At 71.4% G+C, this 15,699-nt stretch carries 11 protein-coding genes; 4 read left to right on the forward strand and 7 right to left on the reverse strand.

Annotated elements, in window-relative coordinates:
• Window positions 1–26: 26 nt before the first annotated feature.
• The 4 genes from LUX31_RS07795 to LUX31_RS07810 all read right to left on the reverse strand — a co-directional run bounded on the left by LUX31_RS07795 (window position 27) and on the right by LUX31_RS07810 (window position 5,600).
• On the reverse strand, window positions 27–1,472 hold the full coding sequence (locus LUX31_RS07795) for an NCS2 family permease (RefSeq protein WP_235474042.1): 1,446 nt from the start codon (window positions 1,470–1,472) through the stop codon (window positions 27–29).
• Between the two features lie 249 nt (window positions 1,473–1,721).
• The gene (locus LUX31_RS07800) at window positions 1,722–4,121 is read right to left on the reverse strand and encodes a xanthine dehydrogenase family protein molybdopterin-binding subunit (protein WP_235474043.1); all 2,400 of its coding nucleotides are present in this window, start codon (window positions 4,119–4,121) and stop codon (window positions 1,722–1,724) included.
• 1 nt (window position 4,122) lies between these two features.
• A complete protein-coding gene (locus tag LUX31_RS07805; RefSeq protein WP_235474044.1) occupies window positions 4,123–4,710 on the reverse strand; it encodes a (2Fe-2S)-binding protein in 588 nt (195 codons plus the stop codon).
• Window positions 4,710–5,600, reverse strand: a complete 891-nt coding sequence (locus LUX31_RS07810) for an FAD binding domain-containing protein (RefSeq protein ID WP_235474045.1) — start codon at window positions 5,598–5,600, stop codon at window positions 4,710–4,712. Before LUX31_RS07810 ends, LUX31_RS07805 begins: the two co-directional genes overlap by 1 nt.
• 282 nt (window positions 5,601–5,882) lie before the next feature.
• Here LUX31_RS07810 and LUX31_RS07815 point away from each other — a divergent pair, with 282 nt between their 5' ends.
• Window positions 5,883–7,565 (forward strand): PucR family transcriptional regulator, encoded by a 1,683-nt coding sequence (locus LUX31_RS07815; protein WP_235474046.1) that lies wholly within the window; start codon window positions 5,883–5,885, stop codon window positions 7,563–7,565.
• Window positions 7,566–7,873: 308 nt separating this feature from the next.
• Window positions 7,874–8,647: a hypothetical protein gene (locus tag LUX31_RS07820; protein ID WP_235474047.1), complete on the forward strand. Its 774-nt coding sequence runs from the start codon at window positions 7,874–7,876 to the stop codon at window positions 8,645–8,647.
• A gap of 99 nt (window positions 8,648–8,746) precedes the next feature.
• Here the strand turns inward: LUX31_RS07820 and LUX31_RS07825 are convergent, their stop codons facing one another.
• The gene (locus tag LUX31_RS07825) at window positions 8,747–9,607 is read right to left on the reverse strand and encodes a GntR family transcriptional regulator (protein ID WP_235474048.1); all 861 of its coding nucleotides are present in this window, start codon (window positions 9,605–9,607) and stop codon (window positions 8,747–8,749) included.
• A 250-nt stretch (window positions 9,608–9,857) separates the two neighbouring features.
• On the opposite strand from LUX31_RS07825, the gene LUX31_RS07830 reads away from it, so the two are divergent.
• Both LUX31_RS07830 and LUX31_RS07835 read left to right on the forward strand, forming a co-directional pair.
• Window positions 9,858–10,700, forward strand: coding sequence for a (2Fe-2S)-binding protein (locus LUX31_RS07830; RefSeq protein WP_235474049.1), 843 nt, complete (start codon window positions 9,858–9,860; stop codon window positions 10,698–10,700).
• Between the two features lie 375 nt (window positions 10,701–11,075).
• Complete coding sequence (locus LUX31_RS07835) at window positions 11,076–12,122, forward strand: DUF2637 domain-containing protein (protein ID WP_235474050.1); 1,047 nt, start codon at window positions 11,076–11,078, stop codon at window positions 12,120–12,122.
• 47 nt (window positions 12,123–12,169) lie between these two features.
• On the opposite strand, the gene LUX31_RS07840 is transcribed toward LUX31_RS07835, so the two are convergent.
• Complete coding sequence (locus LUX31_RS07840; protein WP_235474051.1) at window positions 12,170–12,694, reverse strand: ATP-binding protein; 525 nt, start codon at window positions 12,692–12,694, stop codon at window positions 12,170–12,172.
• Window positions 12,695–13,009: 315 nt separating this feature from the next.
• A complete protein-coding gene (locus tag LUX31_RS07845) occupies window positions 13,010–15,556 on the reverse strand; it encodes a protein phosphatase 2C domain-containing protein (protein ID WP_443045935.1) in 2,547 nt (848 codons plus the stop codon).
• Between the last annotated feature and the right edge of the window lie 143 nt (window positions 15,557–15,699).

Here is a 15,699-nt window from a genome sequence, read left to right on the forward strand (position 1 = left end):
CAACGGTGTGCGTACATAGTGGGCGGCTAGTGGACGCCCAGCCAGCTCTCAATAGGACTGAGGGCGAAATAGACGAAGAAGATGCCTGTCAGGGCCCACATGAAGGCACCGATCTCGCGCGCCCTGCCCTGCGCGACCTTGATCGCGACGTACGAGATCACACCGGCCGCCACGCCCGCCGTGATCGAGTACGTGAACGGCATGATCACGACGGTCAGGAAGACCGGGACGGCGGTGGCTCGGTCGGCCCAGTCGATGTGCCGGGCGTTCGACATCATCATCGCGCCGATGACCACCAGGGCGGCCGCCGCGACCTCCCCCGGCACGATCGCCGTCAGCGGGGTGAAGAAGAGGCAGGCCGCGAAGAACAGGCCGGTGACGACGGAGGACAGCCCTGTACGTGCCCCCTCCCCGACACCCGTCGCCGACTCCACGAACACCGTCTGGCCCGACGCGCCGGCGACGCCGCCGATCGCTCCGCCCGCGCCGTCGATGAACAGCGCCTTGGACAGGCCCGGCATCCGGCCCTTCTTGTCGGCGAGCCCGGCCTCCGTGCCGACGCCGATGATCGTCGCCATCGCGTCGAAGAAGCCCGCGAGGACGAGGGTGAACACGATCATGCCGACCGTCATCGCACCGACCTCGCCCCAGCCGCCGAACTCGACGTCCCCGAAGAGCGAGAAGTCCGGCATCGACACCGCGCTGCCGTGCAACTCCGGTGCGCCGCTGGCCCATTGCTTGGGGTCGATCGCGCCGACCGCGTTGAGCAGGACGGCGATGACGGTCCCGCTGACGATGCCGACGAGGATCGCTCCGGGGACACCTCGAGCCTGGAGCATGAAGATGAGGAGGAGGGTCGCGGCGAACAACAGCACGGGCCAGCCCGTGAGTTCGCCGTTCGGGCCGAGGGAGAGCGGGGTCGCCTTGCCCTGGTGCACGAAACCGGCCTTCACCAGGCCGATCAGCGCGACGAACAGGCCGATGCCCATGGTGATCGCGTGTTTCAGCGCCAGCGGAATCGCGTTCATGATCATCTCGCGCAGGCCGGTGACGACCAGCAGCATGATGACCACGCCGTACAGCACACACATGCCCATCGCCTGCGGCCAGGTCATGGCTGGCACCACCTGCGAGGCCAGCACGCCGGACACGGACAGGCCGGCGGCGAGGGCGAGCGGGACCTTGCCGACGAAGCCCATGAGGAGGGTGGTGACGGCTGCGGCGAACGCCGTTGCGGTGATCAGCGCCTGTTGGCCGAGCGTGTTTCCGGCGGCGTCCTTGCCCGAGAGGATCAGAGGATTGAGGAGCAGGATGTACGCCATCGCCATGAAGGTGGTGATGCCGCCGCGGATCTCTCGGGCAAAGGTGGAGTTTCGGTGGGTTATCCGGAAGTAGCGGTCGAGCGGGGATTGGCCGGATTTGACGCCTGGGGGCGCCTCGATGGGCCTCGGCTGTACCGACTGCTGGGTCATGGTGCGGTCTCCCAAGGTTCATAGGGGGTTGGGAAGGTGCACGACCCGGGGGACGGCCCGAGACGAGTGGGGGTATTTGTGGGGTTCGTTGTCGGGTGCGGGCCCGGTGGGGCTTCTCGCGCAGTTCCCCGCGCCCCTGAAAGGCAGGGGCTGCGCCCCTCGCCTTTCGGCCCGCAGGGCCGGGGTTTTTAGGGGCGCGGGGAACTGCGCGACCAGCCCCCACCGGGCCCGCACCCGACAACGAACCGACTACGCCGTACCGGTCAGGTGCTCAGGCCGCACCGGCGTCTTCGTCAGCTCCAAGCCCGTCGCATTCCGAATCGCCGCCAACACGGCCGGAGTTGACGACAAAGTCGGCGCCTCGCCAACCCCGCGCAACCCGTAAGGCGCATGCGCGTCGGCCAGTTCGAGGACGTCGACCGGGATGGTCGGGGTGTCGAGGATGGTCGGGATCAGATAGTCCGTGAAGGACGGATTCCGTACCTTGGCCGTCTTCGGATCGATGATGATCTCCTCCATCACCGCGATGCCAAGACCCTGCGTCGTGCCGCCCTGGATCTGCCCGACCACCGACAGCGGATTCAGCGCCTTGCCGACATCCTGTGCGCAAGCCAGCTCGATGACCTTCACCAGGCCCAGTTCCGTGTCGACCTCGACGACCGCCCGGTGCGCCGCGAACGAGTACTGGACGTGTCCGAAGCCCTGGCCGGTGCGCAGATCGAACGGTTCGGTCGGCCGGTGCCGCCACTCCGCCTCGACCTCGACGGCCTCGTCGCCCAGGACGTCCACCAGGTCGGCCAGGACCTCGCCGGCGTCCGTCACCACCTTGCCGCCCTCCAACAGCAGCTCCGCCGTGGCCCAAGCCGGGTGGTACGAGCCGAACTTGCGGCGCCCGACCTCCAGCACCTTCTCCCGCACCAGCTCGCACGAGTTCTTGACGGCGCCGCCGGTGACGTACGTCTGGCGGGAGGCAGAGGTCGAACCGGCGCTGCCCACCTGGGTGTCGGCCGGGTGGATCGTCACCTGGGTGACGCCCAGCTCGGTGCGGGCGATCTGGGCGTGGACGGTGACCCCGCCCTGGCCGACCTCCGCCATGGCCGTGTGGACCGTGGCCACCGGCTCACCGCCGACAACCTCCATGCGGACCCGGGCAGTTGAGTAGTCGTCGAAGCCCTCGGAGAAGCCGACGTTCTTGATGCCGACCGCGTAGCCGATGCCCCGGACGACACCCTCGCCGTGGGTGGTGTTGGAGAGGCCGCCCGGCAGCTGGCGTACGTCCGCCGCCTCGCCCGCCGCCAGCCACTGCTGCTCCGGCGGAAGCGGCATCGCCTTGACGCGGCGCAGGAGTTCGGCGACCGGCGCCGGGGAGTCGACGGCCTGCCCGGTCGGCAGCAGCGTGCCCTGTTCCATCGCGTTGAGGCGGCGGAACTCGACCCGGTCCATGCCCACCGCGTCGGCGAGCTTGTCCATCTGGGCCTCGTAGGCGAAGCACGCCTGGACCGCGCCGAAGCCGCGCATCGCGCCGCAGGGCGGGTTGTTGGTGTAGAGGGCGATGCAGTCGATGTCGACGTCGTCGACGACGTAGGGGCCGGCGCCCAGCGAGGCCGCGTTGCCGACGACCGCCGGCGAGGCGGACGCGTACGCGCCGCCGTCGAGCACGATCCGCGCCTTCAGGTGGGTCAGCTTGCCGTCCTTCGTGGCCCCGTGCTCGTACGTGAGCTTCGCGGGATGCCGGTGGACGTGACCGAAGAAGGACTCGAAGCGGTTGTAGACGATCTTCACTGGTTTGCCAGTGCGCAGCGCCAGCAGACACGCGTGGATCTGCATCGACAGGTCCTCGCGCCCGCCGAAGGCTCCGCCGACGCCCGACAGCGTCATGCGGACCTTGTCCTCGGGGAGGCCCAGCACCGGGGCGATCTGGCGCAGGTCGGAGTGCAGCCACTGGGTGGCGACGTAGAGGTCGACTCCGCCGTCTTCGGCGGGGACGGCCAGGCCCGACTCGGGGCCCAGGAACGCCTGGTCCTGCATGCCGAAGGTGTACTCGCCGGTGACGATGAAGTCGGCCCGGGCGCGGGCTGCTTCGACGTCGCCTCGGATGACCGGCTGGCGGTGGAGGATGTTCGGGTGGTCGACGTGGCCGATGTGGTGGTCGGTGCGGTTCTCATGGATGAGGATCGCGTCCGGCGCGGTCGCGGAGGCCTCGTCGGTGATGACCGGCAGGTCGCGGTACTCGACCTTGATCTTTGCTGCTGCGCGGCGCGCGGTCTCCGGGTGGTCGGCGGCGACGATGGCGACCGGTTCGCCGTGGTGGCGGACCCTGCCGTGGGCGAGGACCGGGGTGTCCTGGATCTCCAGGCCGTAGTTCCTCACGTCGGTCGGGAGGTCGTCGTACGTCATGATCGAGTAGACGCCGGGCAGGGCCAGGGCCTCGGCCGTGTCGATCGAGACGATCTCGGCGTGGGCGACCGTGGAGCGCAGGATCTGGCCCCAGAGCATGTCCTCGTGCCACATGTCGGACGAGTACGCGAACTCGCCGGTGACCTTGAGGGTGCCGTCCGGGCGGAGCGTGGACTCGCCGATGCCGCCCTTGGTCTGCGAGCCCTGGGTGACCTTGGTGGGCGTCCCGAGGGGAGCGCTCTTGCCGGGCATGTCAGACCGCCTCTCCCTGTCGGGCCGCGGCCAGCCGGACCGCGTCCATGATCTTCTCGTAGCCCGTGCAGCGGCACAGGTTGCCCGACAGCGCCTCGCGGATGTCCGCGTCGGTCGGGTTGGGGTTCTGCTCCAGCATCTCGTCGGCGGCGACCAGCAGACCGGGCGTGCAGAAACCGCACTGGACTGCGCCCGCGTCGATGAACGCCTGCTGGATCGGGGCGAGTTCGACTCCCTCGCCGGTCTGGGAGTCCGTACTGCCCTTGGGCTCCCACCGCTTGGCCGCGTCAAGTGACGTACCGCAGGCGCCCGTTCCGCAACTGCCGTGTTCCGTACGCTGCTTGGCGTACTCGGCGAGCCCCTCGACCGTGACGATCTCGCGGCCCTCCGCCTGTCCCGCCGCGACGAGACACGAGCACACCGGTACGCCGTCGAGGCGGACGGTGCACGACCCGCACTCGCCCTGCTCGCAGGCGTTCTTGGAACCCGGCAGGCCGAGCCGCTCCCGCAGCACGTACAGCAGGGACTCGCCCTCCCATACGTCGTCGGCCTCCTGCGGACGCCCGTTGACCGTGAAATTGACGCGCATTACGCGACTCCCTCCGTGCGAGCGGCGGTGCCGCGGTACGACTCCCAGGTCCATGTCAGCGTGCGGCGGGCCATCACGCCGACCGCGTGGCGGCGGTAGCTCGCGGTGCCCCGGACGTCGTCGATGGGGTTGCAGGCGGCGGCGCACAGGTCGGCGAACTGCTTGGCGACCGACGGGGTGATGATCTTCCCGTTGTCCCAGAAGCCGCCCTCGTCGAGCGCCGCGTTCAGGAACTCCTCGGCGGCCTTCGCCCTGACGGGTGTGGGCGCCGCCGAACCGATGCCCGTACGGACGGTCCGCGTCGACGGGTGCAGCGCGAGGCCGAAGGCGCAGACCGCGATGACCATGGCGTTGCGAGTGCCAACCTTCGAGTACTGCTGGGGGCCGTCCGCCTTCTTGATGCGGACCGCGCGGATCAGCTCGTCGGGCGCGAGCGCGTTGCGCTTCACGCCGGTGTAGAAGTCGTCGATCGGGATCAGCCGGGTCCCTCGTACGGACTCGGCCTCGACCTGCGCGCCCGCGGCGAGGAGCGCCGGGTGGGCGTCACCCGCCGGGGAGGCGGTACCGAGGTTGCCGCCGACACCGCCGCGGTTGCGGATCTGCGGGGAGGCGACCGTGTGCGAGGCGAGGGCCAGGCCCGGCAACTCGCCGCGCAGGTTCTCCATGATCCTGGTGTACGGGACCGAGGCGCCCAGGCGCACGCTGTCGCCGTCGGTCTCCCACTCGTAGAGATCTCCGATGCGGGTGAGGTCGAGCAGGCACTCGGGTCGACGGTGGTCGAAGTTGATCTCGACCATCACGTCGGTGCCGCCCGCGATCGGCACAGCGGTGGGGTGCTCGGCCTTCGCGGCGAGCGCCTCCTGCCAGCTGGCGGGGCGAAGGAAGTCCATGACCGGCTCTTTTCCTCTTCGTCTCGGCGTCTCGTGAGTCGTACCGACGGGTCGCGCCAATGGCTCGTTCATGTGCTGTTCACAGGGGATGAGATCAGTACACAGCGCTGTACTCCGCCCAGGTCAGTCACGGAAACCATGAAGGAGTTGGCTGGCCAGGGCGATCGTCTTGTAGATTCGTATGAACAGGGGTCATCAGTAACCTCTCTGATTTTCCCCGGAAACAGTGAGCGCCGCGCAGGCGGAAAAGCGCGGCTCGCAAACAGAACGGCGGCGACGAGAATGCGGCTGCGCGCACTGCTGGACACCGACGCGCTGGGCCTCAGGCTGCTCGGCGGCGAGGACGAGCTGGACCGCACCGTCCGCGGGGTGATGACCACCGACCTCAGGGACCCCAGCCGCTACCTCTCGGGCGGCGAGCTGGTGCTCACCGGACTGGCCTGGCGGCGGGACCCGGCGGACTCCGAGTCGTTCGTACGGCTTGTGGCGGGGGCCGGGGTCGCGGCCCTGGCCGCCGGTGAGGCCGAGCTGGGGGCCGTCCCGGACGACCTGATCACGGCCTGCGCCCGGCACCGGCTGCCGCTGTTCGCGGTGCACGAGTCGGTGGCGTTCGCGACGATCACCGAGCATGTCGTACGGCAGGTGTCCGGCGAGCGTGCCGGGGATCTGGCGGCGGTCGTGGACCGGCACCGCCGGATGATGACCTCGGGTCCGGCGGGGGGCGGCCCCGACGTGGTCCTGGACCTGCTCGGCTCGGACCTGGACCTGCGCGCCTGGGTCCTCTCCCCCGCCGGACGTCTCATCGCGGGCTCCAAGGTCTCGGGCCCCGCCCCGGCCCCCGACGTGTGCGCGGCCCTGGCGGCCGAGCATCTGACGGCGTCCCGCACCGGCCGACGCGGACCCCACCGGGTGACGGTGGGCGGCACGACGTACTCCCTGTTTCCCGTGCGTGGCAACGGCCGTACCGCCGCCGCACAGGGCGGCTCGCGGGACGTACGGGAAACCCTTCTCTCCGACTGGCTGCTCGCCGTCGAGGCGGACGCCGGGGACTGGCCGGCGGAGCGGCTCGACCTGCTGCAGGGCGTCACGCAGCTGATCGCGGTCGAGCGCGACCGGCGCGACACGGCCCGTACGGTACGGCGGCGGCTCGCCCAGGAGGTTCTGGAGCTGGTGCAGACGGGCGCGGCGCCCTCCGAGATCGCGGCCCGGCTGCGGGTCGCCGCTCCGGTACTGCTGCCCGGCCTCGGCGCGGCCCCGCACTGGCAGGTCGTCGTGGCCCGCGTGGACTGGGCGGGCGGCGAGATCGAGGGCGGTCCGGTGGCCCAGGCGTTGCTGGAGGAAATCCTCGTCGACCCGCTGCTGGCGGGCCCGGAGCACTCCGACCGGATCGCGGTGGCCCAGACGGGGGACGAGGCGATCGCCCTCGTACCACTGCCGGCGGTGTCGTCGGAGCACGACGGTTCGGAGACGGGGATCCTCGCCGAGGAGCTGCTGACCGCCGTACGGGACCCGCTGTCGGCGGGCCTCGACGACGACGGGCGGCTCACGATCGGCGTGAGCGCCGCCGTGCACTCGGCGGAGGGGCTGCGCGGGGCGCTGGAGGAGGCACGGCACGCGCGCCGGGTGGCCGCGGCGCGCCCCGGCCGGGTGTGCGCGGCGGGCCACCAGGAGTTGGCCTCCCACGTCCTCCTCCTCCCCTTCGTCCCGGACGACGTCCGCCGCGCCTTCACGGCCCGCCTCCTCGACCCCCTGCGCGACTACGACCGACGCCACCGGGCCGAGCTGATCCCGACGCTGGAGGCGTTCCTGGAGTGCGACGGCTCGTGGACGCGGTGCGCGACCCGGCTGCATCTGCATGTGAACACGCTGCGGTACCGGGTGGGGCGGATCGAGCAGTTGACGGGGCGTGATCTGTCGCGACTGGAGGACAAGCTGGACTTCTTCCTGGCGTTGCGGATGAGTTGAGCCTGCGGCGGCTTTGTGGCGACGGGTTCGGTGAGAGGTCGTGCGGGGCGTGCGGTCCTGGCGTGCGCCCCGTGAGAGCGGTTCCGTGGCAACCGGGCGACCGATCTTCCCCGACTTTGTGAAATCCTTCACCTACCCCCTTGGCCCGGTGCCGGGATTCATGCTGAGATGCCGCCACCACTCAACAAGCTCGATGGCGTGCTGGGCCTGTTCTTCGGATCAGGTCGGTGGCGAGGCGCGGTGCCTTGCGTCGCCGGTACAGCGCGACCCCGAGCTGATCCGAAGAACAGGACCTTGGGGAGGGCAACGTGGCGCATACCGCCATGTCTGGTTACGGAACGACCTCTGGTGACGATCCCCTCCAGACCGCGGTATGGCGGCTGCGCTCGCGCGCCTGCTGGGCGGACGCGGCGGCGCTGCTCGACCCCACCACGGCCGATGCCTCGCTCCAGCGGGCCGGGCTGCTGGTGGAACGGTGTCTCTACACCGAGCAGGGCTGGGGGGAGGCCGAGGACGCGCTCCGTACGGCGGAGGCGCTGGCGCAGAGCGACGACGAGCGGGGCGCGGCGGCGTGCGAGCGGGGGCAGTTGGCGTACGCCTCGACGCTGCTCGGCGTGCGGGACCGCGCGGACGAGGCTCGGGCCGCGCTGGGGCGGGCCGCGGCGCTGATCCCGCCGGGGGCTTCCGGGCGGGCGGTGCTGGACTTTCGGCGGGGGTTGCTGGCGGAGAACCTGGCAGGGTCCCCGCAGGCGGCGCGGGCCGCGTATCGGCGTGCCCATGCGGGGGCGACCGCGCACGCGGATCCGCTGTTGCTGTCGTTCACCTGGCGCCATCTGGCCGGACTCGCCCTGCGGGACGGGGAGTTGGCGGAGGCGCGGCACGGGTTCGGTGAATCGCTGCGGATTCGGGAGGAGTTGGGGTATCTCGTGGGGACCGCACCGGCGTTGGCTTCGCTCGCCGATGCGGAGTCCGAGCCGGAGGCTTCTCGGTTGCGGGCGGAGGCTGGGCGGTTGTTTCGGTTGCTCGGGGGCGTGCCTACATGGTTGGCGCGGCAGTTGGCTCCGCCTGCGGCGTCGGCCTAGTTGCTTGGGTGCGCCAACTGGGTGGAGTTGTTCGGTTGTTTGGCGGCTGCCGGTCCGCCGTGGCTGGTCGCGCAGTTCCCCGCGCCCCTTAAGGGCGCGTCAGTGGGCGCCTGTTACGTGTTCACGTACTAGCGCCTGGACCACTGTCACGTCTCTTGCCGCCAGTGCCTCCAGCAGAGCCATGTGGTCCGCCGCGTCCGCCATGAGGGCCGCCGGCTTTGCGCCCACCAAGGGCCACTGGGCTCGGCGGTGGAGGTCCTCTGCTATTTGGACGAGTTGGGTGTTGCCGGCCAGGGACAGGACCGCTCGGTGGAAGGCTCGGTCGGATTCGGCGTAGGTGGCTCGGCAGCCGGTGGAGGCCGCTCGGGCCGTTGCCTCGGCCAGGGGGCGGAGTTCCGTCCAGCGTTCCGTCGGCACCGTGCGGGCCAGGCGGAGCATCACCGGGAGTTCGATCAGGGCGCGGATCTCGCCCAGCTCGGCCAGCTCGCGGGCGCCGCGTTCCACGACGCGGAAGCCGCGGTTCGGGACGACCTCGACGGCGCCCTCCAGGGCGAGTTGCTGCATCGCCTCGCGGACGGGCGTCGCGGAAACGCCGAAGCGGTCGCCGAGCGCGGGGGCCGAGTACACCTCCCCGGGTGCCAGCTCGCCCCCGACGAGCGCGGTGCGCAGCGCGTCGAGGATCTGGCCGCGCACGGAGGAACGCTGGACGACGGGGCGTGCCTGCTCGGTACGAGGGAGCGGGATCGGCCGCTCGCTGTGCGTGTGCTCACCCCGGGCGTCGCCTCCCCGGGCGCCCGCTCCCGCGACCTCGCGGGCCGTCGGGCCGCTCGCCCCCTGGCGCCACCCCCGGTCCACGTCCGCGGCCCTGGGCTGCGGTGGGACACGTACGGCACCCGGGCGTGAAGCCGGTACCCCTGTCTCGGGCGAGCCGTGCGCGCCCTGTGGGCCGGCGTGCTGCACGGGGGCCTCCTCCGGGCTAGATGGCACCTTGACGGCACATGGGGTCATTACGGCGGGTTGTTACTCGCCCGTCAAGCACCATAGGCGCACATTCCGTCAGTTCAAATCCCGATTCGCGTCCAGGTTCGATTCCGGGCCGGATCCGGTGTTAAATCCGGATCACATCACGGGCATGATGGGTAAGGTAAGGCTTACCTTTGATCTTCATCTTCGGTCTTCGAACGATCTATCGAGATGCGGTGGTCCCGACATGTCCGCTCCCGTACAGGCCCGGTCCGCCGTCGCGGACTCGTACGACCGGCTCGCCGAGGCCCACTCGCACGCGACCGTCATCGAACTGGGCCCCGAGCAGGAGCATCCGCGCGGCGACGGCTGGGTCCGGGCCGCCGGGCTCGCGGCGGCCGACGCCGACCTCGACTCCTTTCTCGCCTGGGACCACGAGCAGGTGGTGCGGGACTACGAGGAGCCGGGCCGCCCGGACGTCGTCGCCGGTTTCGGGCTGCACCGGTACGCGTGGACCGCCTGTCTGCTGATCACCGTGCCGTGGTTCCTGCACCGCCGGGTACCACGTCTGCCCGTTGAGGACGTCTCCTATCACCGCGTGGACGGGCAATTCCGTGTCCGTCCGGGCACCTTCTCCTGCCTGCCCGGCGACCCCGCGGCCACTCTGCCCGGCGCCCGGGTCGTCGGCGACGAGGAGGCGCTGCGCGCGGAGGTCCGGGCGGCGCTCACCGAGCACCTGGAGCCCCTGCTCGGCGGTTTCGGGCCGCGGATGCGGCGGCGCGGCCGGGCCCTGTGGGCCGTGGTGACCGACGACGTCGTGGAGGGCCTGCACTACATAGGAGGGGTCGTCGGCGAGGCTGACCGCGCGCAGCGGGACCTGGAGCTGCTACTGCCGGGCTCGACCCGGCCGTTCGTCGGCTCGGCCGGCTTCCGTGAGGTGACGACGCCGGACGGCGCGACCCTGCCCACCCGCGACCGGGCTAGCTGCTGCTTCTTCTACACGATCCGCCCGGACGAGATGTGCGACAACTGCCCGCGCAGCTGCGAGAGCGAACGTGTCGCCAAGCTCGTGGCCGCCGCCGCGAGTTGAGGAACCCTCAGGGAATCCTCAGGGAATCCCCGGGGAATTCCCGGGGGACCGTCAGGAGTACCCCCCTGCCACACGGGCCGGCGTGACGTGTCGTAAGATCCCCGCCGTAAGATCACGTTCGATTAGGTCTCCCTACGGTTACAGCCACTTCACAAGTTCCTCACTTGGCGCAGGAACTTTCCGTGGAACCACCCGTACGGGTAGTCTTATTCGAACTCAACTCCCGCCCCTCAAGCGGCAGTTCGAGCAGAATGTCGCCCTGAGTATCCCCTTGCACCTCCTTAGGCGGCCTCTTGCCCCGAAACCCCCTGAGGGCTGAGGGGATTGGGCCACTATGGCGGGCGTTACGCCCTATCCCAATGCAAGGGACCCCAGATGAGATTGACCGACATATCGCTTAACTGGCTGCTTCCGGGCGCCGTACTGCTCCTGGGCGTGCTGGCGGCGGTGGCGGTGCTCGCGCGCGGCAAGCGCTCCTCCGGGGCGAAGGCCGGCCAGGACGACTCGTGGGAGCGCACCGAAGAGCGCCGCAGGCGCAAGGAAGCCATATTCGCCACGGCTTCCTACGTACTCCTCTTCTGCTGTGCGGCGGTCGCCGCGGCGCTCTCCTTCCACGGCCTCGTCGGCTTCGGCGAGCAGAACCTGAACCTCACCGACGGCTGGCAGTACCTCGTGCCGTTCGGTCTGGACGGAGCGGCGATGTTCTGCTCCGTGCTCGCGGTGCGCGAGGCCAGCCACGGTGACGCGGCGCTCGGCTCCCGGATACTCGTGTGGATGTTCGCGGCTGCCGCCGCCTGGTTCAACTGGGTGCACGCGCCCCGGGGTCTCGACAACGCTGGTGCCCCGCAGTTCTTCGCCGGCATGTCCCTGTCCGCCGCGGTCCTCTTCGACCGCGCGCTGAAGCAGACCCGCCGGGCCGCCCTGCGCGAGCAGGGTCTGGTGCCGCGTCCGCTGCCCCAGATCCGTATGGTCCGCTGGGCGCGGGCGCCCCGTGAGACGTACAAGGCCTGGTCGCTGATGCTCCTCGAGGGCGTGCGCAGCCTGGACGAGGCGGTCGACGAGGTGCGCGAGGACCGGCGCCAGAAGGAGCAGGCGCGGCTGCGCCGCCGGGAGCAGGAGCGCGCCGAGCGCGCGCACCTCAAGGCGATCAGCCGGGGCCACCGCGGCCCGTTCGGCGGCGGTGGCGGCGGCGGTGGCCACCAGCAGGTCGAGGTGGAGCGGGCGCCCGCCCAGGTCACCTCGGAGCCTGCCATATCCTCCGCGGAGCAGCTGCCCTTGCGCGCCCGTCCCTCCCTCCAGCCCGTCCGTGGCAGCAGTGACTCGATCACGGTCGACCTCACGGCGGAGGACGACACGATGGCCCTGCCCCGTCTCGACTCCCTGGAGCGCAAGCTGCGGGACCTCGAGAAGCAGTACGGCTGAGCACTACCGCACGTTCTGAGCGCGACCGACACGGGGGCGCGGCCGATTCAGGCCGCGCCCCCGTTCAGTTCGAACCACACCGCCTTGCCCACGCCGTGCGCCCTGACTCCCCACGCGTCGGCGAGGGACTCCACCAGAACCAGTCCTCGGCCGTGCGTACCGTCGTCGGCGGACGGTACGCGCAGCCTCGGCCTGCGTCCCACGAAGTCCCGTACCTCCACGCGTAATCCGTGCGGCGAGACGGTGGCCGTCAGCACCGCGTCGCGGTCGGTGTGGACCAGTGCGTTGGTGACCAGTTCGCTGGTCAGCAGTTCCGCTATCTCCGAGCTGCCGGGCCTTCCCCAGTGCCGCAGCAACTCGCGCATGGCCCTGCGGGCCTCCGGTACCTCCCGCAGATCCGAACAGCCCAGCCTGCGCCTCAATTGCGACGCCTCCCCCCGGTTCACGCCATCGCCGTCGCGGATGCCGTGGTCTGTGTCGTTGTCGCCGCCGTTGTCGGTGGTTTCCTCCGCCGCTTTCGTCGAGAAGCCCCCGATGGTTACGGGACCGCCCCCTCGTGCCTGCCTCTCCATGACCCCCGCCCGGACGCCGGTGTACTGTCCCCTCCTGATCGAACGCGTTCACGGGATCCATGCCCCCGACCTGAACACGGCAGTCATGTCGAATCGTCAACGACCGGATGTACGGGGATCCTTGGACCGTTCCTGGCCGGATCAGGACGTCGACCGCACCCACCGGGCGCTGCTGGAGAGGCATTTGGAGCGGACGCTGCGCCAGTTCACGCGCCCGGCCAGTGCGGGGACGGGCGCGTGGCGGCGACGAACCGCCCCAACTGTCCAGCAGGGGCTACCGATCCGGCCGTAGGCCACTTCCGTCAGCAGCCCCTGTCACGCCTCCCAGACCGCGGCGGCCGTACGGTCGTCCGCGTACCCCTTGACCCGTACCTGGGCGTCGGCAAGGAACGCGGCGAGGCCGGGCGGGGTGGGGCCGGACCAGCGTCCCGTGAGGTACTCGCACAGCTCGGGCTCGCCCCGCAGCGGCTCGGCGAGGCCGCCGGTGCACAGCAGGAGCGTGTCCCCCGGGCGGGCGACGGAGGCCCGGAACCGGAAGGGCTCGCGGGGCGGTTCGGGGGCGGGCTCGTACGGGCTCGGCGGGGTCGTGATCCCGAGGTCCATGGTGAGCCGGTCCCCGTCCGGGGTCTCGTGGGGCAGCGAACCGAATCCGACGACGGGCTCGCCGGCCGGAATCTCGGCGACCCGGGGTTCGATGTCCTGCCACTCGCCGTCCCGGAGCCGGAACAGTCCGCCGGCGCCGACGCCGAAGAAGACGCGCGTACGGCAGTCGGGGTCGGCGGGGAGCAGCAGGCAGCGCAGGCCCGCGGTGTACTCCTCGGGCTCGATGCCCTGCTCGGCGGCGCTCGCCCGGAGCTTGCCGAGGCTGCGGTCGGTGAGCCGGTGCAGTCCCGACTTGAGGTCACCGCGCCGGGCGGCCCGGATGTCCTCGGCGAGCCGTACATGGCTGCGCCCCACCGCACGCCCGATCCACTGGCACGCCTCGGCGGCGGCCCGGTGCGCGCCGGGCGTGGCACGGGCGCCGGTCGCCATGGCGATGAGGACGAGCGCGTTGTCGCCCACTCCGAAACGGGCGGTGAGGAGGGAGTCGCGGCGGGGCTCCCCCCGAAAGCGCGCGGAGTCCCCGCGCAGGGAGACGGCCCGGAGCGTGGCGGCACCGTACTGCGCCCCGTCGAGCACGGTGTCCGCGACGAGGTCCCCCAGGTCGTCGGGGTCGGCGGGCGGGAGAGCGGTGGGCTCGGGGGCGTAGGTGGGGGGCCCGGAGCCGACGTGGTCGACGGAGGTGGGCGGCCCGTCGGTGGCGATCGCGGAGGAAGGGGCGGCGGGGTCAGTCGCTCCGGGACCCTCCCGCTGCTCCTGCGACTTCGGCGCCTCGGGAGGGATGGCCGGGATGTCCCGACGGGTGGGGGTACGGAGGACTGGGCCCCGGAGGAGGGAGGAGTCGGCCGGGGGGCTGTCCTGGACGGGATCGCGCCGAGGTTCGCCCTTCGACGCGCCCCAGCCGGAGTGGGGCACCGGCCCCGAGGCGGGCCGCCTGTCCGGAGGGTCCTCCGGGGCGGACGCGGATACGGGGCCGGTCGCGGCAGGCGACCGTGGAGGGGCGCCCCACACACCGTCCGTGGCACCCCTGATGTCGCCGCCTGTCTCCCGGGCGCTCCGGCCGACGGGCCCCTCGGCACCGGACACGGGCGCCTGCGGACGCGGCGGGGCGTCCCACACGGCATCCGCACCATCCGTGACGTCCCTGATTCCGGCGCCTGCCTGCCGGGCGCTCTCGCGCTCCGACCCCTCGACGCCGGACGCGGGCGGCAGCGGAGACGGCGGTGCGTCCCACACGCCATCCGTGGCGCCTCTGATGTCGCCGCCTGTCTCCCGGGCGCTCTCGCCGACGGGCCCCTCGGCACCGGACGCGGACGCCTGCGGACGCCGCGGGGCATCCCACACGGCATCCGCACCATCCGTGACGTCCCTGATTCCGGCGCCTGCCTGCCGGGCGCTCTCGCGCTCCGACCCCTCGACGCCGGACGCGGGCGCCTGCGGAGACGGCGGGGCGCCCCACACGGCATCCGCGGCGTCCGCTCCTGTCTCCAGGGCGCTCTCGCGGGCCGGCCTCTCGCCGCCGGGCGTGGGCGGCTGCGGAGACGGCGGGGCGTCCAACACAGCGTCCGTGGTGTCAGCGACTGTCTCCAGGGCGCTCTCGCGGGCCGACCCCTCGGCGCCGGGCTTGGGCGACTGCGGTCGCGGCGGGGCGCCCCACACGGCATCCGTGACGTCCTTGGCGTCCGTGTTGTCGGCGCCTGCCTGCCGGGCCGGTCCGGCAGGGTCGCCGGGTGCGGGCGGCTGTGTGCGGTCCCGGAAGCCCGGGGGCTTGGGGCCGGGCGGGAAGGTCGCGGGGCCCGGGGGCATGGCGGGCGGCGGCTCCCAGGGGGCGCGGGGGCGCCCTGGGCCGTTGCCGCGCGGGGCGTCCCACATCCCGTAGGGGACTCCGCCGCGTTGCGGCGGAAGCGAAACCGGAGCCGGAGGGGGTACGGGCCGCGACGGCAGTGGTGGCAAGGCCTCCGCCGCCAAGTCGTCCCACTCCTCGAAGGCACCGGAAGCACCGGAAGCACCAGAGGCGCCGAAGGCATCCCCCGACACGGTCTCGCGTCCGAACACCGTGTCGTCCTCGTACCCGGACCCGTACCCCGGCCCATAGGCCGAGGACCCCTCCGGGACATCGTCGACCGTGCCCGCCGCCGAGGCGAACCGGTCGTCCAGGGAGTCGCCCGCGGCCGTGGGCCCGGTGTCCTCGGTGGAGTCGTCGTACAGCTGCCCCCACCAGTCGTCCTCGTGACCGGTGGACCTCTCCCCCTGCTGGCTCATGCCCCCAATTGTCCACCGCACGGGCCCGATGAAAACGGGGCATCAGGAAAATCCGACCCGGCGTTCCGTCGCGAACGGCGTGTTCGACGGCGTGTCGGATGACACGACGAACAGCCGTACGAAACAAGTCGCCGGGCGGCCCC

The sequence above is a fragment of the Streptomyces sp. GQFP genome (assembly GCF_021545335.1).
Classification (GTDB): domain Bacteria; phylum Actinomycetota; class Actinomycetes; order Streptomycetales; family Streptomycetaceae; genus Streptomyces.